Source organism: Polyangiaceae bacterium, from assembly GCA_020633235.1.
Taxonomy (GTDB): Bacteria; Myxococcota_A; Polyangia; order Polyangiales; family Polyangiaceae; genus JACKEA01.
On sequence record JACKEA010000007.1, the window covers coordinates 470585 to 495623 of the forward strand.

General features: G+C 66.3%; 20 protein-coding genes. 9 read left to right on the top strand and 11 right to left on the bottom strand.

The window, feature by feature from the left end; translation table 11 throughout:
- Positions 1 to 48: 48 nt before the first annotated feature.
- Complete coding sequence (locus tag H6717_35435) at positions 49 to 1545, top strand: hypothetical protein (protein MCB9582383.1); 1497 nt, start codon at positions 49 to 51, stop codon at positions 1543 to 1545.
- Here H6717_35435 and H6717_35440 read toward each other — a convergent pair.
- Entirely contained in the window at positions 1542 to 2261 is a 720-nt protein-coding gene (locus tag H6717_35440; GenBank protein MCB9582384.1) for a hypothetical protein, read from the bottom strand. The two genes, H6717_35435 and H6717_35440, sit on opposite strands and share 4 nt — an antisense overlap.
- A gap of 162 nt (positions 2262 to 2423) precedes the next feature.
- On the opposite strand from H6717_35440, the gene H6717_35445 reads away from it, so the two are divergent.
- Positions 2424 to 3734, top strand: coding sequence for a DUF2970 domain-containing protein (locus tag H6717_35445; GenBank protein MCB9582385.1), 1311 nt, complete (start codon positions 2424 to 2426; stop codon positions 3732 to 3734).
- Here the strand turns inward: H6717_35445 and H6717_35450 are convergent.
- Together H6717_35450 and H6717_35455 are read right to left on the bottom strand one after the other, a co-directional pair.
- A complete protein-coding gene (locus H6717_35450) occupies positions 3712 to 6120 on the bottom strand; it encodes a transporter substrate-binding domain-containing protein (protein MCB9582386.1) in 2409 nt (802 codons plus the stop codon). The genes H6717_35445 and H6717_35450 overlap by 23 nt on opposite strands.
- Before the next feature lie 94 nt (positions 6121 to 6214).
- Positions 6215 to 6760, bottom strand: a complete 546-nt coding sequence (locus H6717_35455) for an NUDIX hydrolase (GenBank protein MCB9582387.1) — start codon at positions 6758 to 6760, stop codon at positions 6215 to 6217.
- Between the two features lie 149 nt (positions 6761 to 6909).
- On the opposite strand from H6717_35455, the gene treS reads away from it, so the two are divergent.
- The 3 genes from treS (at position 6910) to H6717_35470 (ending at position 13580) form a co-directional block, all read left to right on the top strand.
- On the top strand, positions 6910 to 10203 hold the full coding sequence (gene treS, locus H6717_35460; GenBank protein ID MCB9582388.1) for a maltose alpha-D-glucosyltransferase: 3294 nt from the start codon (positions 6910 to 6912) through the stop codon (positions 10201 to 10203).
- Positions 10204 to 10206: 3 nt separating this feature from the next.
- The gene (gene glgX, locus H6717_35465) at positions 10207 to 12312 is read left to right on the top strand and encodes a glycogen debranching protein GlgX (protein ID MCB9582389.1); all 2106 of its coding nucleotides are present in this window, start codon (positions 10207 to 10209) and stop codon (positions 12310 to 12312) included.
- A 98-nt stretch (positions 12313 to 12410) separates the two neighbouring features.
- Positions 12411 to 13580, top strand: coding sequence for a hypothetical protein (locus H6717_35470; protein MCB9582390.1), 1170 nt, complete (start codon positions 12411 to 12413; stop codon positions 13578 to 13580).
- Here H6717_35470 and H6717_35475 read toward each other — a convergent pair.
- From H6717_35475 to H6717_35485, 3 genes are all read right to left on the bottom strand, one after another.
- Entirely contained in the window at positions 13574 to 13945 is a 372-nt protein-coding gene (locus H6717_35475) for a hypothetical protein (GenBank protein ID MCB9582391.1), read from the bottom strand. The two genes, H6717_35470 and H6717_35475, sit on opposite strands and share 7 nt — an antisense overlap.
- A gap of 31 nt (positions 13946 to 13976) precedes the next feature.
- Positions 13977 to 14873: a 3-hydroxyacyl-CoA dehydrogenase family protein gene (locus H6717_35480; GenBank protein MCB9582392.1), complete on the bottom strand. Its 897-nt coding sequence runs from the start codon at positions 14871 to 14873 to the stop codon at positions 13977 to 13979.
- 137 nt (positions 14874 to 15010) lie between these two features.
- A complete protein-coding gene (locus tag H6717_35485) occupies positions 15011 to 17059 on the bottom strand; it encodes an elongation factor G (GenBank protein MCB9582393.1) in 2049 nt (682 codons plus the stop codon).
- Between the two features lie 199 nt (positions 17060 to 17258).
- Here H6717_35485 and H6717_35490 point away from each other — a divergent pair, with 199 nt between their 5' ends.
- Positions 17259 to 17978 carry a class I SAM-dependent methyltransferase gene (locus tag H6717_35490; protein MCB9582394.1) on the top strand — a complete coding sequence of 240 codons (720 nt, stop codon included), beginning with the start codon at positions 17259 to 17261 and terminating at the stop codon, positions 17976 to 17978.
- 15 nt (positions 17979 to 17993) lie between these two features.
- Entirely contained in the window at positions 17994 to 18881 is an 888-nt protein-coding gene (locus tag H6717_35495; GenBank protein MCB9582395.1) for a DMT family transporter, read from the top strand.
- Here H6717_35495 and H6717_35500 read toward each other — a convergent pair.
- From H6717_35500 to H6717_35520, 5 genes are all read right to left on the bottom strand, one after another.
- Entirely contained in the window at positions 18854 to 19168 is a 315-nt protein-coding gene (locus H6717_35500; GenBank protein MCB9582396.1) for a YkgJ family cysteine cluster protein, read from the bottom strand. The two genes, H6717_35495 and H6717_35500, sit on opposite strands and share 28 nt — an antisense overlap.
- 33 nt (positions 19169 to 19201) lie before the next feature.
- A complete protein-coding gene (locus tag H6717_35505; GenBank protein MCB9582397.1) occupies positions 19202 to 20059 on the bottom strand; it encodes an N-acetylmuramoyl-L-alanine amidase in 858 nt (285 codons plus the stop codon).
- 34 nt (positions 20060 to 20093) lie between these two features.
- Positions 20094 to 21044 (bottom strand): hypothetical protein, encoded by a 951-nt coding sequence (locus H6717_35510; GenBank protein MCB9582398.1) that lies wholly within the window; start codon positions 21042 to 21044, stop codon positions 20094 to 20096.
- A 54-nt stretch (positions 21045 to 21098) separates the two neighbouring features.
- Complete coding sequence (locus H6717_35515) at positions 21099 to 22469, bottom strand: protein kinase (GenBank protein MCB9582399.1); 1371 nt, start codon at positions 22467 to 22469, stop codon at positions 21099 to 21101.
- Positions 22470 to 22584: 115 nt separating this feature from the next.
- Positions 22585 to 23517: an FHA domain-containing protein gene (locus H6717_35520; GenBank protein ID MCB9582400.1), complete on the bottom strand. Its 933-nt coding sequence runs from the start codon at positions 23515 to 23517 to the stop codon at positions 22585 to 22587.
- A gap of 154 nt (positions 23518 to 23671) precedes the next feature.
- Here H6717_35520 and H6717_35525 point away from each other — a divergent pair, with 154 nt between their 5' ends.
- Together H6717_35525 and H6717_35530 are read left to right on the top strand one after the other, a co-directional pair.
- Positions 23672 to 24340, top strand: coding sequence for a DNRLRE domain-containing protein (locus H6717_35525; protein ID MCB9582401.1), 669 nt, complete (start codon positions 23672 to 23674; stop codon positions 24338 to 24340).
- A 56-nt stretch (positions 24341 to 24396) separates the two neighbouring features.
- On the top strand, positions 24397 to 24936 hold the full coding sequence (locus tag H6717_35530) for a hypothetical protein (protein MCB9582402.1): 540 nt from the start codon (positions 24397 to 24399) through the stop codon (positions 24934 to 24936).
- Positions 24937 to 25039 lie beyond the last annotated feature (103 nt).

A 25039-nucleotide genomic window follows, 5' to 3' on the forward strand; every position in this document is an offset into this window, starting at 1 on the left:
ACGGGTCGCGCTTCTCGACGACCCGGGGTCACGCGTTTATGCTGCAGCATGCTTCGCGGGGTGTCTTTGGCGCTGTGTGGCTTGATGGGGCTCTTCGCCGCCTGTGGTGGCGACGATGGCGAGACGCCTGGCGCGGCCGGCGCGGGCGGCGTGGACGCGGGCGGTGGCAGCGCCGGAGCCGACGCCGCGAGTGGTGGCAATGCCGGCTCGACGACCGGCGGCAGTGGCGGGACCTCGCCCCAGGATGCGGGCCAGGACGCCCCTGTGATCACCCGTCCGCCATACGACGAGAACGCCGACAAGCGGAGCAGCTGTGGCTTTGCCCCGGGGGACACCACCATCAAGACCATCGGCCCCAAGGTGCCCCACGGCGACGCGCTCCCCTTCGAGCACATCGTCGTCTTGATGCAGGAGAACCGCAGCTTCGATCACTACTTCAGCGAGCTGCCCGCCTACGGCGTGACGGACGTGGACGTCGCCACGAACGCCGACTTCAACTACGACCCCGATCAGAACCCCCCCGCAAAGATCCACCGTTTCCACGAGACGCGCTACTGCACCTTCGACACCAATCACGAGTGGGCGGGGGTGCACCTGCAGTACGACAACGGCGCGATGGACGGCTTCGTGTCCACCAACAACCCCGGTGGCGCGCGGGCAATGGGCTACTACGACGCGACCGATCTGCCCTACTACTACTGGTTGGCGAAGACCTTCGCGATCAGCGATCGCCACTTCAGCTCGCTCTTGGGTCCCACTTGGCCCAACCGCTTCTTCTTCTTCGGCGCCACCGCCTGGGGCAACACCAAGACGGGGGACGTGGGCGTGCTGGTCGACGACAAGTACAAGACGAGCACCAAGATCCTCGACCTGATGCAGCAGGCCGGGAAGACTTGGAAGATCTACAAGGACGGCACCACCTCCTTCGCGATCGTGTTCAAGCCGACCTCGCTCTCGTATCTGGGCAGCTCCATCGCCAGCTTCGAGGCCGACGTGGACGCCAACAAGCTGCCGAATCTGGCCATCATCGACCCGGATTTCAGCGGTGCCGGCCAGAACGACGAGCATCCCCCCGCCAACATCCAGCACGGTCAGCAGTTCGTGGCCCGCATCTTGAACAAGCTGATGTCGAACCCGGTGGTGTGGAAGAAGACGGTCTTCTTCCTGATCTACGACGAGCATGGCGGCTACTACGATCACGTTCCGCCGCCCAAGGCCTGCAAGCCCGACAGCTACGCTCCTCCGGACTTCGAGTTCGATCGATTGGGCATCCGCACTCCGGTGGTCGTGGCCTCACCCTGGACCAAGCCCGGCTACGTGAGTCACCTGGACACGGACCTCACGAGCGTCACCCGCTTCATCGAGAATCGCTTCAACTTGCCGGCCATGACCTATCGCGACGCCAACGCGTGGCCCATGCTGGACATGTTCGACTTCGACAACGAGAGCTTTGCCACGCCTCCGTCCGGCGCGCCGTCGGCTGCTCCCGATCCCACGGGCGAGAAGTGGTGCGCGGAGAATTCGCCGGGAACGGGTATGCCTTAGAAGTGGTAGTCGACGGTGTAGTCGCTGCACACCGTCGCTTCGTCCACCCGGATGTAGATCGTCGCGGAGTCGTCGTCCGTGGCGCTGGAGGTGCAGTCGTGGTTCAGCTCCACGGTGCCCGGAGCCTCCACGCAACAGCCCGGCAGCTGATTGGGGCTCGAGGCAATGGTGCCCTTGGAGCAACCGTTCAGCTTGGTGCCGCTCTTGTCGCAGGCCGCGAAGGCACACAAGCGAAAACCCGAGTCCTTGGTGGTGGCCACGGCGTTTACCGTGCACAGGCCGAGCTTGTCCTTGCCCTTGAAGCGCAGGAAGTCCGTGTCACCGGGTCCGATGGTTCCGGTCACCGGCGCCAGGGGGCCGCCAAAGCCCGTGGACCCGTCCTTGTCGCAATCGCTCGCCTCGCAGGGGGCGACGCCACAGGCGGGGTTCGCCAGCGCTTCCGTCTCGTTGGGCTCGGGACCCAGGTCGCCACACACGTCGCCGCTGCCGCCGGCGCCGGCCATGCCCGCCATGCCGGCCATGCCCGCGGTGCCTCCCGCTCCCGCAGTGCCGCCGCTTCCGCCCGCGTCCAGGCCGGCGTCCAACCCTGCGCTGCCCGCGGTGGCGTCCGCGCCGGCGTCCTTGCCGTTGATGCCGGGCGGTCCCGTACCCCCGCTCCCACCACAAGCAGCGGTGAAGATCGCGATGATTGTGGACCAGTGCGTCCGCCCCATCATGGAAACCTATCATCCACGACGCGATGGGACGACGTGTAAGATCCCTTTGTCGTGTCCGGATACCTCGAAGGTGCTCGTGACGTACCCGCGGGACCCGAGGTCCGGGTGCTTCCGTGCGGTGCGTGCTCGTTACCCGTGGTCTCGTCTCCTTCAGATGTTTCCATGGGTTGTCGCTGCGGCGCGGTAACACCCCTCGAAGCTCGCCCCGACCTGGAAGCCGTCGCGGCCGCCGCGCGCGGCGCGGGTCCGACGCGGAACGCCGTCTCTGCCGCCCATGATCTCGCGCGTATCCCGTCGGGGCTCGAAAAGCTCGCGTTCCCGGCCTTCGGCGAGCTGTCGGCCATCGAGCCGCTGTTTGCGGAGCTCCGGGCGGCGCTGCAACCACAGGGCACGGAAGGCTACCGGCGCGCCGCTGGGGGCGCGGAACAGGCGGAGCGCGAGCGTCGCGCGTTGTGGATCGCGCGGTTGATCGCGGCGGTGTTGCCCGCCGAGCGCGTGCTCGCGGCCCGTCCCATCGCCGAGCAAGTCCTGGAGTCCTGTCGTGATCCCGTGAACCGCGCCCTGGCGTGCTGTCTGCTCACGCGCATCGCAACGCGTGCCGGAGACGTCGACGCGGCTCACGCCTGGCTCTCGGGGTGTCCGGAAGCTCCGGAAGAGTTGGCCCTCGACAGCGCGTGGCGCGAGTGCCGCGTGTTCTTGTTCGCCCACCTCGTGCTCCAGACCGTGGACGAGCGGCCGCTGGCTCCAGCGAACGAGCTCGCTCTCGGCTTGGCGCGGGTCGCGGCACTGGAGCGGAGTGGTGAAGCTCGGCAGGCGTCGGAGCACCTGATGCCGCTTTTGGACGTGTTCGAGCTCGACATGGCCGACGCCCTGCGCCGTGAGCCCGAAGCCCTGGCGCCCGTGAGGCAGACGCTCACGCGCCGAATGGCGGAGGTGCGGCGCCGCGCGATGCCCAAGCTTTGGCTCTACGGGCTGGGCGTGGTGAGCGCGCTGATCTTCGGGGTGGTCGCCAGCTATTACGGTCGCGTGGTGAAGGTCACCTGCACGCGGGACGCACCAGGGCCGAGCTGCGAGTGCAGCATCGAAACCAGCGTTTGGGGCCAGGTGACCTCGACGGACCTCGAACGCAACATCCGCGGGGCGAAGCGGCGGCTGCACGTGGGCAACAAGAACAAGAAGTCCTATTCACTCGCGCTGGTCACCAGCGCCGGCGCCGAACGCGTGGTGTCCCCAGTTCCGACCAGCGACCAGGAGCAGGTGGACGTCGACGCCGCTCGGGTCAATGATTTCGTGCGGAACGAGAGTGCTCGTCAGATGAGCTTTGCCCTCACCAACGACGGTTCTCTCTTGGTGGCGGCGGTACTCTTCACGTTGGTATTCGTGCTGCCGTTCATCGCTGTCGCGAGGGTCGTCATCGGTCGCCGCCCGCGAGGCGCCGCCGCTCGCGTGCTCACTGCCCTGGAACGCTCCTGAGCGCGTCGGATTCGTCCTTCGCCTGCACTTCGGTCAACACGCGTTCGATGTCCGTCTGGGTATACGGCTTTGCGATCATGGCGTCGAAGCCCTCGGCGTCGAAGCTGGCCATGACGGGATCTTCCGAGTAGCCGCTGGACACGATCACCCGGGCGTTCGGATTCAGCTCCCGAAGGGCAGCGAGGGTGGCGCGGCCTCCCATACCACCCGGCACCGTCAGATCCGTGATCACCACGTCGAAGGGAGTGCTCCCGTTCATGGCCTCGCGGTACAGCTTCACGGCTTCCTCGCCGTCTTTGGCGCAGGCCACGTCGTAGCCCATGTCTTCCAGCAAGATCTTGGCAACCCGGCGCAGCATCTCCTCGTCGTCCATGAACAGGATGCGTCCGGTATGGGTGGGCAGTACGGAGCTCGGGCGCTCGGGCTCCTGGGTCACGGCGTCCGTGGCCGGCAGGTACAGGGTGAAGGTCGTGCCGCGGTCCGGCTCCGATTCCACCAAAAGGTGGCCCTCGTGCTTCTTGACGATGGAATAGGTGATGGCCAACCCCAGCCCCTGTCCCGTGGGCTTGGTGGTGAAGTAGGGATCGAAGATCCGGTCCAAGTTCTCCGCAGCGATGCCCGCTCCTTGGTCCGATACCGAGATGCGAACGTAGCGACCCGCGCTCAGGGGCAGGGTCGACTCCGCGCCCAGCTCGGCGTTCTCCGCAGTGATGCGAATGGTGCCGCCGTCGGGCATGGCCTGGGTGGCGTTGATCACGAGATTCTGCACCACCTGGGCGATCTGCCCGCGGTCCGCGTGGACCGGCCACAACGCTTCGTCCACTTCGTAAACGCAGCGGGCGCTGGAGCCACGCACGGAGAACGAGGACGCCTCTCGGATCACTTCCTCGACGCTCAGCGCCGTGCGTACCGGGCTGCCTCCCCGGGCGAAGGTGAGCAGCTGTCGAGTGAGCTCGCTGGCACGCTTGGTCGCGCTCTCCGCTTCGGTGAGGAACGTCCGGGCTTTCGCGTCGATGGGCAGATGCCGCAGGGAGATGTCGATGTTGCCCAGGACGGCAGAGAGGATGTTGTTGAAGTCATGCGCGATCCCACCCGCCAGGATGCCCACGGACTCCAGCTTGTGACTGCGCTGCAGCTCTTCCGCCAGCTTGCGCCGCGCCGTCACGTCCCAGGCCACGGCGAAGGCACCGGAGATGTCCCCTCCCTCCCGCAGTGGCATGCACCAGGTGTCGAACACGGCCTCGCCGACCTCCATGGTGGCGCTGAGCTCCGTGCCCTCCAGGGCTCGCCGGAGGTTGCGGGTGATCTGCGGCAGCACGTTCTCGCGCTCGGCGAGCGTCTTGCCCAAGAAGTCCTTGGGATTGACTCCCATGGTGGTCGCCGCCTGCCCTTCGCACAGGGTGAAGACGCCGTCATCGTCCACCGCCCACATCACGATGGGTATCGACTGCAAGATGCCCGTCAGTCTTTGTTCGGCTCGCTCCCGCTCGTGAATGCTGGCGATTAGCTCGCCGGCCAGCTGAGTCGTGGTGTGGTAGCGCCAGAACAGCATGAAGACGACGATGACCGCCAACAAGGTGAACATCACCAAGGTGACGTGCTTGGCGCTCCAGAACGGCTTGGGTGCTCCGTACCAGTGGACGTAGATCTCCTGGTAGCGTTCGGAGCCCACGAACCCGTCGAGCCCCCGGTTCAGTTGGCCGAGCAGCGCGACGTGATCCTTGCGCACGGCCATCGCGCGCCGGACGTCCGCGAGCGGCTTGCCTACGGTCTTGATGCGATCCTCCACCCCGGTGTCGCGGGCCGCCTTGAGCATGAGCTCGTCGGCTACGACGAACGCGTCCACTTCGCCGGCGAGCAATGCGAACAAACCCTCGGCTATGGTGGCATAACGGATCTTGGCGGCACTGGCGGGTATGCCGGCCTCGGCCACGCTGCCGGTGGGTAGGCCGACGCGCCGGGCGTCTCCCAGGCTCTTCACGTCTGCTTCGTTGGAGCGCACGAACGCCGAGAGCGACGTGGTGTGGATGGGCTGCGAGAACAGAAGGGACTCGCTGCGCCGCTCGCTGACGGCCAAGCTGGCGACGACGTCCGCATCACCGCGCTCGACGGTCGCGATCATTTCGGCCCAGGTCTTGGCGAAGACGTAGCGCACCTCGAGGGACTGCCGGTGGGCCACTTCGTCCATGATGTCCACGGCGAAGCCCCGGGCTTGGCCCGAGGAGTCACGGAACTGCAGCGGCGCGGAGGACTCCAGGACGACGGCGGTGACGGTGTGGTGCGACGTGGTTCCGGGCTCCGCGCCGACACTCGTCGCGACCAGCCCGACTAGAGCCAAAAATAGCACTGCCGTCCAACGGCGCGCTGACAGTGGCCACGCCTTCACCCCAGACCTCCGACTCAATTTTCAGGGTACGCTGAGGGCGCGGCGCTCCGCAACGCACCCCGCTGGGTGCCTGCGGGCCGTCATTTGCCCATGCTCAACCTGGGAGATAGCCGCGTCGCGTCGCCATCAGAATTGCGGCGACGTGCAGGCCGTGGGCAATGCCGCCCGCTTCCACCGACGTGAGCAGCTCCTCCGGTGACACCAGGACCACGCGGATGTTCTCGTCCGCGCCGGGGGTGGCTTCGCCCACGCGACGGGCGCTCTTGGCGAAGAAGAAGTGCCCGCGGTTGGTGTGGCGGCTGGTCTCGGTCGCCGTGCTCAAAAGCGGGAGCCACTCGTCCGCTTGGTAGCCGGTTTCCTCGAGCAGCTCGCGACGCGCGGCTTGGAGTGGGGTCTCCCCGGCATCCACGACCCCGGCGGGGAGCTCCCGGCTGAGGCCGCCGAGACCGTGGCGATATTGCTCGACCACCACCAAGTGCCCGGATTCCGTGATCGCCAGCGCCGCCGCCCAGTCCGGCGCTTCGATCACGTGGAACTCGTCGATCTCGCCGCCGTGGGGCAGACCAATGCGTTCCTGCCGCACTCGGAGCCACTTGCGCTCCAGAATGACGGAGCTGTCGAGGACGTGCCACGGTTTCATCGCCCCGAGCGAACGCGGCTCCGCGCCGTGCGTCAAGGACGGTTCCGCGGCGTACCGACACAAAAGAAAAGCGAGGTCGGGACGAGGTCTTCGGTTTCTCCGACTGGGTTGCTATGAAAAAGGTCCTACTCACTACCCCGACGAAAACCATGAGTGATCGCTGGTACCAAGACGCCATCTTCTACGAGCTTCGCATCCGCTCCTTCTACGACCAGAACGGCGACGGGGTGGGGGACATCAAAGGTCTGACGGAGAAGCTCGACTACCTCTCCGACTTGGGTGTGACGACGCTGTGGCTGCTGCCCTTCTATCCGTCTCCACTTCGCGACGACGGCTACGACATCGCGGACTACACCACCGTCGCGTCGTCCGTCGGGAGCTTGCGGGACTTTCGCGTGTTCCTCAAAGAGGCGCATGCGCGCGGCCTGCGCGTGGTCACGGAGCTGGTGCTCAATCACACGTCGGATCAGCATCCCTGGTTTCAACGCGCTCGCAAGGCGCCCGCCGGGAGTCGCTATCGGGATTGGTACGTGTGGAGCGACACACCCAAGAAGTACTCGGACGTTCGCATCATCTTCACGGACTACGAGTCGTCCAACTGGACCTGGGATCCCGTAGCCAAGGCGTACTACTGGCATCGCTTCTTCTCGCACCAACCGGACCTGAACTTCGACAACCCCGAGGTACAGAAAGCCGTGATGTCGGTGCTCGACTTCTGGCTGGACATGGGCGTGGACGGCGTGAGGTTGGACGCGGTGCCGTACCTGTTCGAGCGCGAGGGTACCAGCTGCGAGAACCTGCCGGAGACTCACGCCCTGCTACAGAAGCTCCGCCGCCACGTGGACAAGAAGTTCCCAGGGCGGATGCTCTTGGCGGAGGCCAATCAGTGGCCCGAAGACGCCGTCGCCTACTTTGGCGAGGGGGACGAGTGCCACATGGCGTTCCACTTCCCCATCATGCCGCGGCTGTACATGGCGCTGCGCATGGAGGACAGCTACCCGATCTTGGACATTCTGGAGCAGACGCCGGAAATCCCGGACGGCTGCCAGTGGGCCATTTTCCTCCGTAACCACGACGAGCTCACGTTGGAGATGGTCACGGAGGAAGAGCGTGACTTCATGGTGCGGGCCTACGCCCAAGACCCGCAGATGCGCATCAACGTCGGCATCCGGCGTCGCTTGGCGCCTCTGCTCGAGAACAACCGCCGGCGCATAGAGCTGATGAATGCGCTGTTGTTCTCGCTGCCCGGAACGCCGGTGCTCTACTACGGCGACGAGATCGGCATGGGGGACAACGTCTATCTCGGTGATCGCAACGGTGTGCGTACGCCCATGCAATGGAGCCCGGATCGCAACGCCGGGTTCTCCCGGGCCAACCCGCAGAAGCTGTTCCTGCCCCCCATCGCCGACCCCGAGTACCACTACGAAGCGATCAACGTCGAAACGCAGCAGCAGAACCCGAGCTCGCTCTTGTGGTGGACCAAGCGCCTGATCGCGCTCCGCAAACAATACGGCGCCTTCGGCCGGGGCACCTTCGAGCCCTTGCGTCCGGAGAACCGCAAGGTGCTCGCGTTCGTCCGGCGCTTCGAGGACGAGGTCATCCTGATCGTGGCAAACCTCGCGCGCTTCTCCCAGTTCGTCGAGCTGGACTTGTCGGAGTTTCGCGGATTGGTGCCGGTGGAGCTGTTCGGCAAGGTGCGCTTTCCGCCCGTGGGAGACGAGCCGTACCGGCTCACGCTGGCGCCGCACAACTTCTTCTGGCTGTCACTGGAGACGCCGCACAAGCGCGAGCTGCCGGAAGTCGTGGCGGATTCCGGTACGCCGGAGCTCGAGCTCCGGGGCAGCTGGGACACGGCCCTCACCGGGCGCGGCAAATCGCGGGCGCTGGTCGAGAAGGGACTGGCGCGGTACCTGGTGACTCGGCGTTGGTTCCGCGGCAAGGCGCGTCCCGTGCGCGGCGTGCGCGTGGCGGAAGTGATTCCGCTCTCGGGCGGAGCTGACGCGCCGCGGCTGTTGCTCGCGGAGGTGAGCTACGCCGAAGGCGATCCGGAAACCTACGCGATGGTGGTGGGCTTCGATCCCGACGCGAGCGATCACGTGATCGCCTACGCTCGTGTGCGCACCAAGCGCGGGGACGTGAGCGGCGCCATCGTGGATCTGGGAGAGCAGCCGCAGACGGCAGAGCTGCTCTTCGCCGCTGCGGCGGGGAAGAAGAGGCTCCGGGGCGTGAACGCGGATCTGGTGGGGGTGCCGACCCCGGAGCTCAAGGCGCTCAAAGGCGAGGGCCTCAGCGCCCGTGCGCTGGGCGCGGAACAGAGCAACACCAGCTTCGTCCTGGGGGACAAAGCCGTGTGCAAGTTGCTGCGGCGCTTGGACGACGGCCCTAGCATCGAGCTGGAAGTGCTCTCGCATCTCGGGGCGGCGGCGGAGAGCGTGCGAGTTCCACCGCTGCTCGGGCACCTCGAGCTTCGGCGGGAGGACGGTGAGCCGATCACCGTCGCCGTGCTGCAGCACTTCGTTCCGAACCAAGGGGACGCCTGGCGTTTCACCATCGACGAGGTGGAGCGTTACTTCAGCCGGCTGCTGGTCAGCCGCTTCGAGATCGAATCGGAGCCGAAGGTTCTCCCGCCGCTCTCGCTGGTGGGCAAGGAGATGCCCGCGGATCTGGCGGAGCGCATGGCCGGCTACACCGGCGTGGCTCGCTTGCTCGGCACGCGGACGGGTGAGCTGCACCGCGTGCTGTCCAAGGACGAGGAAGGCGCGTTCACGGCGGAGAACTACACGTCGCTCTCGCGGCGATCGCTGTACCAATCCGTGCGCAACCTCGCTTCTCGAAGCTTCGACCTGCTCAAGCAAGAGCTGCCCAATCTGGAGCCGGAGACGGCGGAGCTCGCCCGTGCCCTGCTCAAGCGGGAGCGGGACATCCGTGGTCGATTGCGGCGCTTGATCGAACGGCCCGTAGGCGGACAGCGGATCCGCGTCCACGGCGACTACCACCTGGGCCAAGTGCTGAACACGGGCCTGGACTTCGCCATCATCGACTTCGAGGGCGAGCCCCAGCGAACCCCCGCCGAACGTCGGCGCAAGCGCTCGCCCTTGGCGGACGTGGCGGGCATGCTTCGCTCGTTCCACTATGCCGCTTTTGGCGTGCTGGGCGGCGACGTGCCCGGCAGCGAGGTGCGGCCGGACGACGTGGCCTTCCTCCGCCCGTGGGCCGAAGCCTGGTACGCGTGGACGTCGGCGGCCTTCCTCGACGGTTACCTGGCGGTCATTTCCGGCAGCACGCTGTTGCCGGAAGAGCAAGCCGACCTCGCAGCGCTCTTGGACGTGCACTTGCTCGAAAAATGCTTGTACGAGCTGGGCTACGAGCTGAACAATCGGCCCTCTTGGGTGGCGGTGCCACTCGTGGGGCTCGAGGCAGTGCTCGACGCCTCGGAAAGCTGATGCATGCGCGTATGGCCTGGTGACCGACTGCCACTAGGCGCCACCTGGGACGGAGAAGGCGTCAATTTCGCACTGTTCAGCCACAACGCCACGTTGGTGGAGTTGTGCCTGTTCGACGCCCACGGTCGCGAAACGCACCGCATTCCCCTCCGGGAGCGCGATAACCGCGTGTGGCACGCCTACTTGCCGGACGTGCGCCCCGGTCAGCTGTACGGCTATCGCGTCCACGGCCCTTGGGAGCCCGAGCGCGGGCATCGCTTCAACCCGCACAAGCTGGTGCTCGATCCCTACGCCAAGGCCATCAGCGGCAAGGTGGATTGGAGCGATTCGCTGTTCGGCTACAAGATCGGCGATCCGGCCGAAGATCTCTCGTTCTCCGAAGAAGACAGCGCTCCACACATTCCGAAGTCCGTGGTGGTGGACAGTGCTTTCACCTGGGGTGACGACCGCCTTCCGCAGACCCCGTGGTCCCGTACGGTGATCTACGAGTGCCACGTGAAGGGCATGACGGCGCGCCATCCCGCCGTTCCGGAAGACCTGCGGGGGACGTACCTGGGCCTCGCCTCCGACGCGATCCTCGATCATCTGTTGGACCTGGGCGTGACGGCGGTGGAGCTCCTGCCCGTGCACCACTTCGTGTCCGAGCGACGTCTGGTGGATCTGTCGCTCTCCAACTACTGGGGCTACAACACCGTCGGCTATTTCGCTCCGGATCCGCGTTATGCCACGGGTCACCTCGGCCAGCAGGTGACGGAGTTCAAGACGATGGTGAAGGCGTTTCACCGCGTCGGCATCGAGGTGCTCTTGGACGTGGTGTACAACCACACCGGGGAAGGTAATCACCTCGGCCCCACGTTGTGCCTGCGCGGAATCGACAACGCCGCGTACTACCGTCTGGTATCGGACGCGCCGCGTTACTACCAGGACTTCACGGGCTGCGGGAACAGCTTGAACGTGCCGCATCCGCGCGCCATGCAGCTGGTCCTCGACAGCCTGCGCTACTGGGTCCAGGAGATGCACGTGGACGGCTTTCGCTTCGACCTGGCGCCCACGTTGGCCCGCGAAGCGGTGGAGTTCTCCGGCCTCGCGCGCTTCTTCGCGACCATCCAGCAGGACCCGATCCTGAGCCACGTGAAGCTGGTGGCGGAGCCCTGGGATCTGGGGCCCGGGGGCTATCGCCTGGGAGCTTTTCCGCCCGACTGGGCGGAGTGGAACGGACGCTATCGCGACGTGGTGCGCCGCTTCTGGCGGGGGGACGAAGGCCAGGTCCCGGAGCTGGCGTCGCGCCTGTCCGGCTCCAGTGACATCTTCCAGGGCAGTGACCGCGGTCCCTACGCCAGCATCAACTTCGTGACCTGTCACGACGGCTACACGCTCAGAGATCTGGTCAGCTACGAACGCAAGCACAACGAAGCCAACGGCGAGAACAATCGCGATGGCGCAGACGACAACTGGAGCAAGAACTGGGGAGCGGAGGGTGCGTCCCATTCCCAGCAGGTGCTCCGACTCCGCGAGCGCGTGGTGAAGAACTTCATCGCCACGCTAGCGTTCTCCCAGGGCGTACCGATGCTCTCCCACGGTGACGAGCTGGGGCGATCCCAGCGCGGTAACAACAACGGCTACTGCCAAGACAACGAGATCGCCTGGGTGGATTGGAACATGGATCCGGCGGCAAAGGAGCTGCTCGGGTTCACCCGCAAGGTGTTCCGCATCCGTGCGGGCAATCCCGTGTTCCGACGCCGAAAGTACTTCTCCAACGATCCCGTGGCGACCACGCTGGACAAGGAAGTGCAGTGGCTTCGCCCCGACGCCAAGGAGATGGCGATGGAAGACTGGCACAACGCTCACAACCGCGTGCTCGGTCTCCTGATTCACGGTAGCGCGTCTGACGAAGTGGACGAGCGCGGTCGTCCGAACCGAGGGCACACGCTGTTGCTCTGGCTCAATGGCAGCAACCGCGCGCGGCACGTGATGTTGCCGAAGCTCGCCACCCCGGGGCGCTGGACCGAGATCGTGAACACGGCGCAGCCGACCCATCGCATTCCTCGAGGCCAGGGCATCAACGTGGCGCCCCACGCGCTCGTGCTCTTGTCCTTCGACGATGGATGATCCGTTGGATCCCGCTCAACGCGGGATCCGGTGGATCACACCTCTAGCGAATTCAGGTACATGCCAGCGGGCACGGAGATTGCTGCCCCGGGAGCCCCATGCATCAACGTTGCCTCTTCTTCCTGGTCGCCCTCTCTCTTGCCGCCTGCGGCAGTGACTCCAACGACGGAGGGAGCGGCGGCGGAACCAACAGCGGGGGGGCGAGCAGTGGCGGGGCGAGCAGCGGTGGGGCGAGCAGCGGTGGGGCGAGCAGCGGCGGGGCGAGCAGCGGTGGGGCGAGCAGCGGTGGGGCGAGCAGCGGTGGAGCCGCGGGTAGCGGAACGGGAGGCGCTGCCGGTAGCGGAACGGGTGGCGGTAGCGCCACGGGCCTCTCCGCCAAGTACCCCGGCGACGTGGGCATCGACCAGGACCCCGACGTCATCTGGGTCGAGAACTTCGAAGAAGGGTCCGTCGGCGCGCTCGTAGCCCGCTACGAAGACGCCAAGCAAAACGGCATCTCCTTGGATGCCGACGTGCCCGGGGCGAGCTCCGGACAGAAGAGCGGCAAGCTGACGGCCAACGGCGCGGGGCCCAACGCCGTGGACTTCTACAAGAAGCTCAGCCCCGGCTACGAAGAGGTCTACGTCCGCTACTACGCCAAGTACGAAGCCAACGTGGAGTGGCATCACACGGGCGTTTGGGTGGGCGGCTACAACCCCGCTTCCAACTGGCCCAGCCCGCAAGCGGGGCTCAAGCCCAACGGAGACGATCGCTTCCACGTTTCCCTGGAGCCGATGGAAGGGAACACCGCCACGCCGCGCATGGACTTCTACAACTACTGGATGAAGATGCACTCGTGGATGGATAACCCGCAGGGAAACACGGCCTACTACGGCAACTCCCTCATCCACGACCCCGGCTTGACGGCGAAGGAGCAGTGGCAGTGCTTCGAGCTCCACATCAAGCTGAACACGGGCGCCTCTTCCGGCGCGGGTGCCGAGCTCGGCGTGTGGGTGAACGACCAGTCCGTGATCCAATTCACGGATTCCACGCCGCTCGGCTATTGGGTGAAAGACAAGTTCTGCCCGGACAACGCCACCGGCACGGAGTGCACCAACTACAAGCCAGCCAACCCGACGCTGGTGCCGTTGGACTTCCAGGTGCGCTCGACGTTGAATCTGAAGATCAACGCCTTCTGGCCTCAGAACTACATCACCAGCGGCGGCGCCGGCAGCGTCTGGTACGACGACATGGTGATCGCGAAGAGCCGCGTCGGCTGCATTCAGTGAAGACGCTCCGCCAGCTCTCCGGCCTCCGTGCCGAGCTCGTGGGGCTTGGCGTGAGAGAGCAGGGACTGGGCCCGAGCGCGGAGGGTCTTGGCGTCCGCTTCGCGGCCTCGTGACGCCGCCATCAGGGCCTTCTGCTCGAGCAGCAGAGCGGCGAGGACGACCTTGTCGCCACCGCCCAGCATCATCGCGGCAGAGCGGGCGTCCAGCCGCTCCATGCCGCGGGGTAGACCCAGAGATCGCTCGGCTTCGGCGATGGTCGCCTCGGCCTCGTCGAGCTGACCCTCCTGAATCTGCTTGAGGGCCCGAGCGAAGAAGTCCGCCAGCTGCTGGATCAGCCGACCGATGAAGTCCTGGCGCAGGGGCATACCCCGGGTGTGCCCCTGCGCGACCGCGCGATCAAGTCACGGGACGGCTGAGAGCCGGATTTTGCGCCGCGGGGTTCGACCCGTAGTCGTAGAAACCCTTGCCCGTCTTGCGTCCCAGGTAGCCGAGCTGCACCAAGCGCGTGAGGGTGTGGGGCGGCGCGTGGTGCTCGTGGCGCACGTCGTCGAAGATGTTCTTCGCCATCGCCTCCACCACGTCCAGGCCGATGTAGTCCGCCAGCTGGAAGGGGCCCATGGGGTAGCCCGCGCCCATTTTCATCGCTGCGTCGATGCTCTCGATGGTTCCGGTACCCCGCTCCAACATGCGAATGGCGTTCAGCATGTAGGGGGTGAGCAGCCGGTTCACGATGAATCCCGTGGTGTCCTGCACCACTACCGGAGACTTGCCAATCTCCTCGCAGAAGGCCGTCAGACTCGACAGCGTCTGCTCCGAGGTCTCGAAGCCGTGAATGACCTCGACCAGGGCCATCACCGGCGCCGGATTGAAAAAATGGAGGCCCGCGATGCGCCCGCGCTCCTTGCACACCGCCATCATCGCCGTCACTGACAGGGTGGAGGTGTTGGTGGCGAGGATCGCGTCCTTCTTGCACATGCTCTCGAGGCGCTCGAACAGCGCCTTCTTGATGTCGATGTCCTCCACCACGGACTCGATCACGAGATCGCAGTCCGCCACGTCGCGCTCTTCTTTGCTGAAGGTGATGCGTCCGACGATGGCGTCTCGCTCTTCGGCGCTGAGCTTTCCGCGCTCCACGAGCTTGCCCAGGCCCTTCTCCAGCGAGCCCTCGGCCTTGTCCCAGGAGCCGGGGGTGGCTTTCACGATGACCACGGAACGACCCGCCTGAGCGCACACCTGCGCGATGCCGCGCCCCATGGTGCCCGTACCGATGATGCCCACTTTCTGAATCTTCATGACTGCTCCCCGTTTGCTGTCCCGCTCCGGATCACGGTCGCTCTGCAGGAAACGCACCACTTTCTGCGCCCCTTGGGGACGCAGAAAGTAGTGGTCGCCGTGCGCACGATTTGCGGGTTGGTCCCGGAGTGCCGCAGTTAGTCCGCGTCTTCTTGGGGACGGAAGGCTTGCATCAGCTCTTCCTGGGTCTTCTGCAAGACCGGGTCGTAGTGACTCAGGTCCATGGTGAAGGTGCCCATGCCGCCCGTGAGGCCCTTGAGCCGAGAGGCGTACTCCGTGAGCTCCGCCAGGGGGACCAAGGCCGTGATCTGAGCGCGACCGCCCGGCATCGTGTTGCTGCCGCTGATGCGCCCCCGTCGCGAGGACAGGTCGCCGGTGACGTCACCAATGGCCGAATCCGGCGCAGTGATCTCCACGCGAACCACGGGCTCCAGCACGATGGGACGCGCCTTCTTCACGGCCTCGATGAAGGCCTTCTTGCCCGCGGCGATGAAGGCCACTTCCTTCGAGTCCACGGAGTGGTGCTTGCCGTCGTACACGATGACCCGCACGTCGTGCAGGGCATAGCCCGCAATGGCGCCGTTCGACAGCACCTGCCGAATGCCCTTTTCTACGGCGGGGATGAAATGGGACGGGATGGCACCGCCCTTCACCTCGTCCACGAACTCGAAGCCCGCGCCGCGATCGAGGGGCTCGACCCGCAGGAACACCTCTCCGAACTGACCGGCACCGCCGGTCTGCTTCTTGTGCCGGTGATGCCCTTCGGCCTTGCCCGTGATCGTCTCGCGGTACGGAATGCTGGGCGGATGGGTCTTGACCTTCACGCCATGCCGCTCCGAGAGCGTATCCAGCATCACCCGCAGGTGGAGGTCCCCGAGGCCATAGAGCACCGTCTCGTTGGACGAGGCAACGTGCTCCACGTTCACGCAAGGGTCCTCCTCCGTGAGGCGATGCAGGCCTTCGGAGATCTTCTGCTCGTCCCCGCGCTTTTCCGGCTCGATCGCCACGCCCAGCATGGGGGGCGGGAAGTTGACGCTCTTCAGGTGGAACTTGTCTTCGTCGTGGGAGTCGTGCAGCACGGCGTCGAAGTGCACGTCGTCGATCTTCACCACGGCGCAGATGTCGCCCGGGATCGCCGCCTGCATCTCGATGCGGTCCTTACCTTGCAGCTGGTAGATGTGCGACAGCTTGATCGGCTTGCGCGCATCGCCGACGAACAGCTGCATACCGGACTTCACCGTGCCTTGATGGACGCGGAACACGCCCAGCTTGCCCACGAAGGAATCGAACGCGACCTTGAAGACGTGCCCGATGACGTGCTTGGTCGCGTCCGGCACCACCTCCGCCAGCTCGGCGTCAGCGCCCTCTCCCTTCTGGAACGGCGGCGGGTTGCCTTCCTTGGGGTTCGGCACCAACCGGGCGATGATGTTCAGCAGCTCGTCGATACCCGCGCCGGTTTCCGCGGAGCAGAAGCACACCGGCACCAAGTGGCCTTCGCGCAGCGCTTTCTCGAAGGGATCGTGTAGCTGCTCGGGATTCAGCTCTTCCCCTTGTTCCAGGTACAGAGCCATCAGCTCGTCGTCTACTTCCACGACTTGATCGACGATGTGGGAGTGCGCTTCTTCCACGGACGAGAACGCCGTCGGCTTTCCGTGCGGTTGGAAGAAGCAATCCACGACGCCCTGGCCGTCCTCCGCCGGGAGGTTGATCGGTAGGCAGACGTTGCCGAAGACCTCGCGGATCTGGTTCAGCGTGCCCTGCACGTCGGCCTTCGGATGATCGATCTTGTTGATGATGATCATCCGGCACAGCTTGCGGTTCTTCGCGTAGTCCATCACGCGCTGGGTCACGGGCTCGATGCCGTTCACCGCGTTCACCACCACGCACGCGGTGGCCACTGCTTCGATTGCACTCAGCGCGCGTCCCAAGAAGTCGGGGAAACCGGGCGTGTCGATCAGGTTGACGTGCTTGCCTTGCGTGCCGAAGTGGCACAGCGCCGTGTCGATCGAATGACCGAGCTGTTTCTCCGCGTTCGTGAAATCACAGACCGTGGTGCCTTTGTCGATCGCACCCTTCGATTCGATGGCGCCGGCTGCCGCTAGCAACGCGTCCGCGAGCAGCGTCTTGCCGGCGCCCGAATGACCCACGAGCGCGATGTTCCGGATGTCTTCCGTCGAATGGGACATGTGTACCGTCCTTTGCCCTCGATGCGTGGTGTGAGCTTCTCCGCTCGATGCGTCGAACGCGTCCAGAGCGGGTTCTTTCGGGTTAGCGCATCCGAGTTCGGCGGGGAACCGACATCCGAGGTGTCGCTTGAAGGACGACGACGGATGTCAGCCGCTGCGAAGCATTTGCGCGAATGCGACGGAGGCGGTACCACTGCGCATGACGGAGCGCGTCAGCTACCGGCAGATCTATGCCGAGCATGCGGATCGCTACGACGAGCTGGTGGGGCACGAGGATTTCGAGGGCGAGCTGCCGCGCGCCCTGAAAAACACCATCGCTCCCGCCGCTCGTGTCGTCGACGTCGGCGCGGGTACTGGTCGTGTGACTAGGCTTCTGCTGGAGGCGGGTGTTTCGGTGGTGGCGGTGGAGCCTGCCGCTGCCATGCTCGAGCGGACACGAGAGAACCTGGCGTCCTGGCCGTCGGACCGACTCGCGCTGCTCGCGGGCGACGCCCGGGAGCTGCCCCTGGACGACGCCAGCGTCGACGCCGCCGTGGCCGGTTGGGCCTTTGGACACTTCCGCAGTTGGTTCGCTCCCCACTGGCGCCCGGAGGTGGACCGAGCGCTCTCGGAGCTCGAGCGGGTCGTGCGTCCGGGCGGCGCATGCGTGGTGATCGAGACCTTGGGCACCGGGACGCCCACCGCCGGTGCGCCCAGCCCCGAGCTCGGGGAGTACTTCGAGCATTTGGGCCAGCTCGGCTACGCGTGCCATGCGATTCGCACGGACTATCTGTTTCCGAGCGTGGACGAGGCCGCGCGCATCTGCGGTTTCTTCTTCGGCGAGGGCCTCGCCGAGCGGATCCGAAAGCAGGGCTCGCCGAGAGTCGTCGAGCACACGGGCCTGTGGCTGAAGAAAGGGTTTGTTGGCCCGGCGCGATGACGGCAGGCTCGTCGCGTGAGCAGCACGGATTCCGAACGGCGGGGGATCCTACTGCTCGTCGTTGCGGCCTTCAGCTTCAGCGTGATGAGCTTGCAGGTGAAGCTCGCCGGCGAGGAGCTCCCCGTCGCGATGCTGGTGCTGGCTCGCGGCGTGGTCACGCTGGTGATGAGCGTCGCCTGGATCCGCTATCGCCGCATCCCCATGTGGGGCGTGGACCGCCCGCGGTTGCTGCTCCGCGGTGTGCTGGGCCTCGGTGGCCTGGCGTGCTTCTTCTACGCCGTCACCGCCCTGCCGCTGGCCGAGGTGACGGTGATCCACTACCTGAACCCGGTGTTGACGGCAGTGGTGGCGGCGCTGCTGCTGGGCGAGCACGTGGACCGTCGCTTGATGGTGGCCATCGGGGCCAGCCTGACCGGCACGGTGCTGGTGACGCGACCGGAGTTCCTGTTCGGAGGCCACAGCACGTTGAGCCCGTCTGGAGTGCTGGCCGCCCTCGGGGGAGCCACCTTCTCCGCGTTCGCCTACACCACCGTTCGACGCCTGAGCCGTACGGACAATCCCCACGTCATCGTCTTCTTCTTTCCGCTGGTGGCGGTGCCCGCCACGATCCCCTTCGCCGTGCACGTCTGGGTGTGGCCCTCCCTCAGGGGCTGGCTTCTGATGCTCGGCCTGGGTGTGGCGACGCAGATCGCCCAGGTGCTGTTCACCCGTGGGCTGGCCGTGGTGCCCGCGGGGCGAGGCACCACCGTAGGCTACGTGCAGATCGTGTTCGCTGCGACCTGGGGCTACCTGTTCTTTCACGACGCCCCCAACGCCCTCACCGTCGTGGGCGCCGTGCTGATCGGTAGCTCTACCGCGCTCTTGTTGTGGCGACGTCAGCCCAAGCCCGCGAGTCGGCGATAGGTGAGGCACTGAGAGCTACCGGGGGTGAGCGCTCGACAGCTCCAGCCCCGTGTCTCGTAGATGGAGCAGTGGTTCGGCTGCCCCGGCAGGCCCAGGTGAATGCAGGTGCCGCTCTCGTGGGTGGGTAGCCCGAGCTGACTGAAATGCCCGGGCACCAGCCCGTCGAGGATGTCCTTTCGTCCCTCGCGCTTCCAGCGCACCAGGTCGTCTTCGCTCACCAGCGCGGTGCCGTCCCCCACGTCGCGACAGCACGCGCCGCAGGTCAGGCAGTCGAGCTCGTCGGCCATGCCCACAGAGCATGGCACGCGAGTCGAGCTCCGTCAGCCGCTGAGGGCGGGCGTGAGGGTACGTACCAGCGCGCGAGCCAGCGCTCGGGCGAAGGCGCGCCGGGTGGCGGGCTCGCGAAAGCGCAAGACTTCGCGATCGTCTCGCGCGTTGTGCGTCTCCACGATCACCGACGGCATCGACGGCCGCCACAGCACGAAGATGCGATTCGCGTGGGGATGGCGATCCACGAATACGCCGGCGTGGCCGGCGTCCGCGGCGTAGTCTGCGTGGTACTCCTTGCCGCGATAGGGCAAGAGCCCCATCGCGCCGAGCTCGGTGGCGACGTTCTCCGCCAGCGCCTTGCGCCGGCTTCGGAGCGGCTCCGTCGCGTCGTCGGACCACAGCACGGAGAAGCCCGGCGCGTCGTGGTTTCGGAGGCAGCTCTGTCCCGGTGCGGGGGACCATGGCTCGGAGCGGCCGCGCACGTCGGAGTGCAGGCTGACGAACGCGTCGGCGTGCCACGCTCGCGCGGCCTGCACGCGCTCGGCGTAGGGAACCAGCTCGCCACCGCTACGGCTGAGGCGCACCTCGAAGGGTCCGCTCCGGGACAACGCGGCCGCGACGTCGCGCGCCAAGCTACGGGTGAAGTCCTGCTCCCGCTCACACAGTGCCGACGTGTTGCCCGGGTTGTTCGGGGCGCCGTGGCCGGCATCCAGGAAGATGCGCCGCGTGCCGAAAGCCGGTGGCAGGCTCAACGGCGCGACGACCAACGGCGCGCTGGGATCCGGCCAGGCCGTGCGCTCGGGGTGCGCGCGTCGCAGCGACGCTACGCCCGCGACGAGCCCGACGACGACGAACGCCGCCGCTCCCAGCCACACCTTGGTTCGACGCTCCACGGGTTCCGAGGTCATTTTGACGCGCCCGGCGCCAAACTCGAACTTTCCGTCAGAAGCGACCGCTGAGGGTGGCGCCGCCAGGAGTGACGGAGAGCGCCGCGCTCTGGCTTCCCAACCTCCAATCCACGAGCAAAACGCCCACCGCCGCCGTGGCCACGGCGGCGGCCGCCGTCACGCCGATGAGCACGTTGGTGCGCAGCTCCTTGTCGTGGCCGTCGTTCACGCGTTGGTCCACCTGAGCTTGGTCCAGGTCGGGCAAGTCCCGCTCGTAGTCGTCGAATGCGCTCTTGGTGTCGAGGGCGCTCCACACGGTGACGCCACCCAGAACGGCCGTGGCGCCGACGCCGGCGTAGAACCACACCGGGCTCACCCCGTGGCTCGGGGTACCGCGATCGCGCTTGGGTGTAGTGGGGCCGCCGCCGCGCGTCACCACCACTTCACGCGAATGGCTCAGCGCCAGAGTCAGCCGTTCGCCTCGGGCCAGCGTCACTCTGCGGGACAGCGCGGGTTTGCCGTCCACCGTGACCTGCACGTCGTGCTGCCCCGGATCCACGCGCGTGCTGGGCGGAGCGCCGGTCATGGCCACGCCGTCCACGGTGGCGCTCACGGTGTTTCCAGTGGCCTGCACCTCCACGCGCGCCGTGGCGCGCTCCGCGCGGTCGCGCTCGGCTTCCGCTTTGGGTCGCAGTGCCTTGGGCGTTTGAGCGTCGGCCGCGACGGCCGCGAAGTGCTCTGTGGCCGCGACGTATTTTTCCGACTTCGCCTCGGCGAGCGCCAGGTTGAACAGGACGACGGGGTGCGGCTTCGCGTCGTAAGCTTCGTTGAAGCGACGCGTGGCGAGCGCGAAGTCCCCCGCCTTGTACGCCTTCACGCCCGCGAGGAACGCGCGCTTGCCGCACTGAGCCGGCGTGCCGGTACAGGGCTCCGCGTCGTCCGCGACGGCGGGCGCCGCGACGAGCAGGGCGGCCGCAGTGACGGCCGTGACGAACGCGCTACGCATGCCGCGAGGTTACCACCGCCGTCGAAACGCGACGGGGCTCGCGCCGCGCCAACATCAAAACGGATAATCGGTGACCAGCGAGTCCGAGGATTTCGGCTTGGGACCCCCGTGCTTCGGTCTTTCCGAGGTCGTGGGAGCTGCGCTGGGTGGCGGGGCGACCTTCGCCAGCGGGACCATCAGGGCGCGATCGCGATCTGCGGGAAGCGACAGCTTGGCGGGGCGATAGCCCTCCGCATTCACCGACACCGTCACGGGAGCGTCGCTCTTGGGCAGCGTGGCGCGGGCGGGGGTTCCCGTCACCGGCTTGCCGGCGACGACGATGCGAGCCTCCACCGGGGGATCCAGCGTGACTTCGAAGGTGACGGTGGTCGCGACCGGAGCCGCTGACGCGGATGGGGTCGTCAGCTTCGGAGTGCTTCGAGTCGAAAGCGCGATGCCTGCGCCCACCAGCACCACTGCCGCCGCGGCTACGAGCCATGGCCAACGTCGCGGCGCCGGGGGCGCCAGCGTGACACCACTGTTGCGCTCCACCGTCGCTTCCTTGAGCACACGAATGGACTCCGTGCGCCGCTGGCGATCTTCGGCGAACAGCGAGACCAACAACTGCGACAGCCGCGCGGGCGCGTCCGTCACGCTACGCGTGGCGAGGAACGCTTCCAGGTCCCGCGCCATCTCGTGACCCGTGGCATAGCGCTCCTCCGGCTTGCTCTCCAGGGCGCGGCCCAAGATGCGCGCGAGCTCGTCCGGGAAGTCCGGAACCTGGGTGCGTGGGTCGGGAACTTCCTCGAACAGCAGCTTGTGCAGCGTGTCGGTTTCGTCGGAGCCGGCGAACAGGCGCGAGCCGACGGCGCCCTCGTACAGGGTGGCTCCGAGCGCGAACAGATCGACGCGATGGTCGAACTCCGAGCTCAGCACCTGTTCCGGCGCCATGTAGCTGAATTTGCCCTTGATCTTGCCGATCGTGGTCTGTGCTATCCGCCCCGCGGCCCGTGCGATGCCGAAGTCGATGAGCTTGACGCGACCATCCATGGTCAAGAACACGTTCTGGGGGCTGATGTCGCGATGCACGAGGTCCATCGGTTGGCCCTGCTCGTCGGTGAGGCGATGGGCGTAGTCCAGCCCCTCCGCAACACGAGCACCGATCCAAGCAATCAGATCGGGCTCGAGGCGTTGGTTCCTGCGCCGCAAGGCAGAGTAGAGGCGGGACAGAGGCTCGCCGTCCAGGTACTCGATGGCCAAAAACAGCGTCTGCTCTTCGCGGCCGAGCTCGTGGACGCTGACGATGTTCGGATGGTTCAAGCGCAGCAGCAGGTTGGCTTCGTCCAAGAACTGGTGGATGAACTCCTTTTCGTCCGCCAGGTGTTCGTGCACGACCTTCAGAGCGACCAGCTGCTCGGGGTTGTCCGCCAAGCGGGCGAGGTACACGGACGCCGTTCCTCCAGAGCCGATCCGCGGTCCAACGACATAGCGACCGAGCCGAGTGCCAGCGACCGTGAGCCGGCTCGTGAAATCCGTACCGGGCGCCCCCGACGTCACGGCCTTACCCGGGGACGATTTGGCTGATGCGCTCTACGAGAGCTCGTTCCGCGGGCGAGAGCTGCGGCAGTCCGTCGTGCAGCGCACGTTGGTATTCCGAAAGCCGAGTGAGGTCGAAGCTGGGCAGCTTGACCACGTCCGCTTCCAGCAGGTCGATGGCCTTCAAGGGCAGCGGGCGGCGAGCGAGGGTGTGGATCTCGAGAGCGAGGTCCGCCCATTTCCCGTCCCGGGTGAAGTCCGCGAGCTTCATGCCGTAGTAGCCGACGGTTTCGAGCACGTCGGGCGGGATCACTCGACCTTGGCGCGCCTTGGAAGCGATCTCCAAGAAGTGCTCGTCGAGCAGGCGTACCGCTGCTTCCTTGCGACCCATGGAGATCATGCGATCGGCCAGGCGCGCCATCACCAGCAGGCCGTCCTGCTTCTCCGTGCGCTGCGTCTCTTCGCCGTCGAACCCGGGGTGTGAGGACGAAACCTCCACGGGTTGCGGTGGCGGCGACGGTTCCACGATCGGCATCTCCCGCTCCGTCAGCGGCGCGGGCGGCCGAGGACCCACGTTCGCGGGAGGGGGCGCGGTCTCGCGATCGGAGATGTCCGGCGAGGCGCTCACGCTGATTTCCTGCGTGCCCACCAGCAAGCGATCGCCGTCGCGCAGGGGAACGGCGCCCGCTACCGGCATCTCGTTCACGTACACGCCATTGGGCGTTCCCAGATCCTCCACGAACAGGGCGTCCTTCGACACCAAGAGGCGAGCGTGACGTCGGGACACGAGCATGTCCTGCACGACCAGATCGCAGCTGCGGCTGCGACCGATCACGAACTCACCCCGCGCCAAAGGGATCTCGCGATCGCGATAGACCAGGGAATAGTGCCTCGCCTCGCCCGAGCCCCGGGTGGGCGGAACACTGCGGCCAGGCCAGGTCGCGGGGGTGTTGCGCACGGGGGAACTATACCGCCGCTCGGGAGCCTGCGCCGACTTTCCACCCCGGGGCGCACGGATGTTCCGTGTCATAATCAGCGCCTTGCGAAAGGTGTGGGTGCTCCTCGCCGGAATCGCCGCCGGCTGCAGCTTGTTCCCTGAGACGCCACCTCGCGTGTCTGAGGAAGGGGGCAGCGGTGTGGGTGGGGGTGGTAGCGCTGGGCTCGGAGGTTTGGGTGGGGAAGCGGGGGCCGCAGGTAGTGGTGGCGTGGCGGGGAGCGACGGCGGCTGTCCGACGCAGACCGTGACTCTGGAGGCGACGGCGGATACCTACATCGCGAACGTGCCGCCGAACTCCACCCACGGCGGCGAAGACGTCTTGGAGCTGCGGGCGTTCAGCCCGGGCGCAGGTCACCGCGCGTTGGTGCGCTTCGACTTGTCATCCATTCCCGCCGGCGTGGCGATAACCCACGCCACGCTCGAGCTCACCCTCGTGCTCAACGAAGGAGCCTCCCATGACGTGGGCGTGCACCGAGCGGCACAAGACTGGACGGAGTCCGCGTCCTGGAACAAGTACGATGGCCAGAGTTCGTGGGTCAGCGGTGGGGAGTTCATGGCCGTGCCCGTCGATTTCCAGGTCGTGGACGGATCCACTCAAGTGGGGACGCAGGTGGGTTGGGACGTGACCACCGATGTCATCGACACCGCGCCGTTCGGGTGGTTGGTCAAGGACGAGAACGACAACGTCTTGAACGGCGAACGCTTGCACTTTGCGAGCCGGGAATCGGCCACCGCCGCAGATCGTCCGAAGCTCGCGGTGTCCTTCGAAAGCTGCGCGGATTAGCGTCCCCTGTTTACACCCCTAGCCAGCTTCGCTAAGCCGCGAAGCCGGAGGTTTTCATGCGCGTCATTTCGATCCGTTCGTCGGCCCTGGTGTTCGCTGCGCTGCTCGGTGCCGCTTGTGGTGGAGGCCAGCCCGAGCCCGCCACGCCGGAGCCCACTCCGCCGCCGGAGCCCACGATGACCGCCGAGCCTGCCCCGGAACCCGAGCCCGCCCCGGAGCCCACTCCCGAGCCCGCCGCTCCCACTTGGGAGACGATGAATCACGATCAGCGCGTGGAGCTGATGAAGACGGTCGTGGTGCCGAAGATGGGCGCGCTGTTCAAAGAGTTCGACGGCAAGAAGTTCGAGAAGTTCGGATGCACCACGTGTCACGGGGCCGGCGCGAAGGAGGGCAAGTTCGACATGCCCAATCCATCCCTGCCCAAGCTGAGCACGAAGGATCACTTTGCCAAGCACATGAAGAAGTCACCCAAGATGACCAAGTTCATGATGGAGAAGGTGGTCCCCGAGATGGCATCCGCGCTGGGCGAGGAGCCGTTCAATCCGGAGACCGGCAAGGGCTTTGGTTGTGGCGGCTGCCACACCATGGCCGAGTAGTGATCGCCGCGCGTTGAGCGAGAGCTGAGCTGGCACGAAGCGTGCTCGGTTGCCGAGCACACGCTCGTGATCTACGCACGGAACGGACATGACTGATCAAAGC

Excerpts from the sequence above, each read along its gene's own strand:
- H6717_35530 (MCB9582402.1), top strand. The coding sequence starts at position 24,397 with ATGCGCGTCATTTCGATCCGTTCGTCGGCCCTGGTGTTCGCTGCGCTG.
- glgX (MCB9582389.1), top strand. The coding sequence starts at position 10,207 with ATGCGCGTATGGCCTGGTGACCGACTGCCACTAGGCGCCACCTGGGAC.
- H6717_35440 (MCB9582384.1), bottom strand. The coding sequence starts at position 2,261 with ATGATGGGGCGGACGCACTGGTCCACAATCATCGCGATCTTCACCGCT.
- H6717_35475 (MCB9582391.1), bottom strand. The coding sequence starts at position 13,945 with ATGCCCCTGCGCCAGGACTTCATCGGTCGGCTGATCCAGCAGCTGGCG.
- H6717_35500 (MCB9582396.1), bottom strand. The coding sequence starts at position 19,168 with ATGGCCGACGAGCTCGACTGCCTGACCTGCGGCGCGTGCTGTCGCGAC.
- H6717_35480 (MCB9582392.1), bottom strand. The coding sequence starts at position 14,873 with ATGAAGATTCAGAAAGTGGGCATCATCGGTACGGGCACCATGGGGCGC.
- treS (MCB9582388.1), top strand. The coding sequence starts at position 6,910 with ATGAGTGATCGCTGGTACCAAGACGCCATCTTCTACGAGCTTCGCATC.
- H6717_35505 (MCB9582397.1), bottom strand. The coding sequence starts at position 20,059 with ATGACCTCGGAACCCGTGGAGCGTCGAACCAAGGTGTGGCTGGGAGCG.
- H6717_35510 (MCB9582398.1), bottom strand. The coding sequence starts at position 21,044 with ATGCGTAGCGCGTTCGTCACGGCCGTCACTGCGGCCGCCCTGCTCGTC.
- H6717_35455 (MCB9582387.1), bottom strand. The coding sequence starts at position 6,760 with ATGAAACCGTGGCACGTCCTCGACAGCTCCGTCATTCTGGAGCGCAAG.
- H6717_35490 (MCB9582394.1), top strand. The coding sequence starts at position 17,259 with ATGACGGAGCGCGTCAGCTACCGGCAGATCTATGCCGAGCATGCGGAT.
- H6717_35470 (MCB9582390.1), top strand. The coding sequence starts at position 12,411 with ATGCATCAACGTTGCCTCTTCTTCCTGGTCGCCCTCTCTCTTGCCGCC.
- H6717_35485 (MCB9582393.1), bottom strand. The coding sequence starts at position 17,059 with ATGTCCCATTCGACGGAAGACATCCGGAACATCGCGCTCGTGGGTCAT.
- H6717_35435 (MCB9582383.1), top strand. The coding sequence starts at position 49 with ATGCTTCGCGGGGTGTCTTTGGCGCTGTGTGGCTTGATGGGGCTCTTC.
- H6717_35445 (MCB9582385.1), top strand. The coding sequence starts at position 2,424 with ATGGGTTGTCGCTGCGGCGCGGTAACACCCCTCGAAGCTCGCCCCGAC.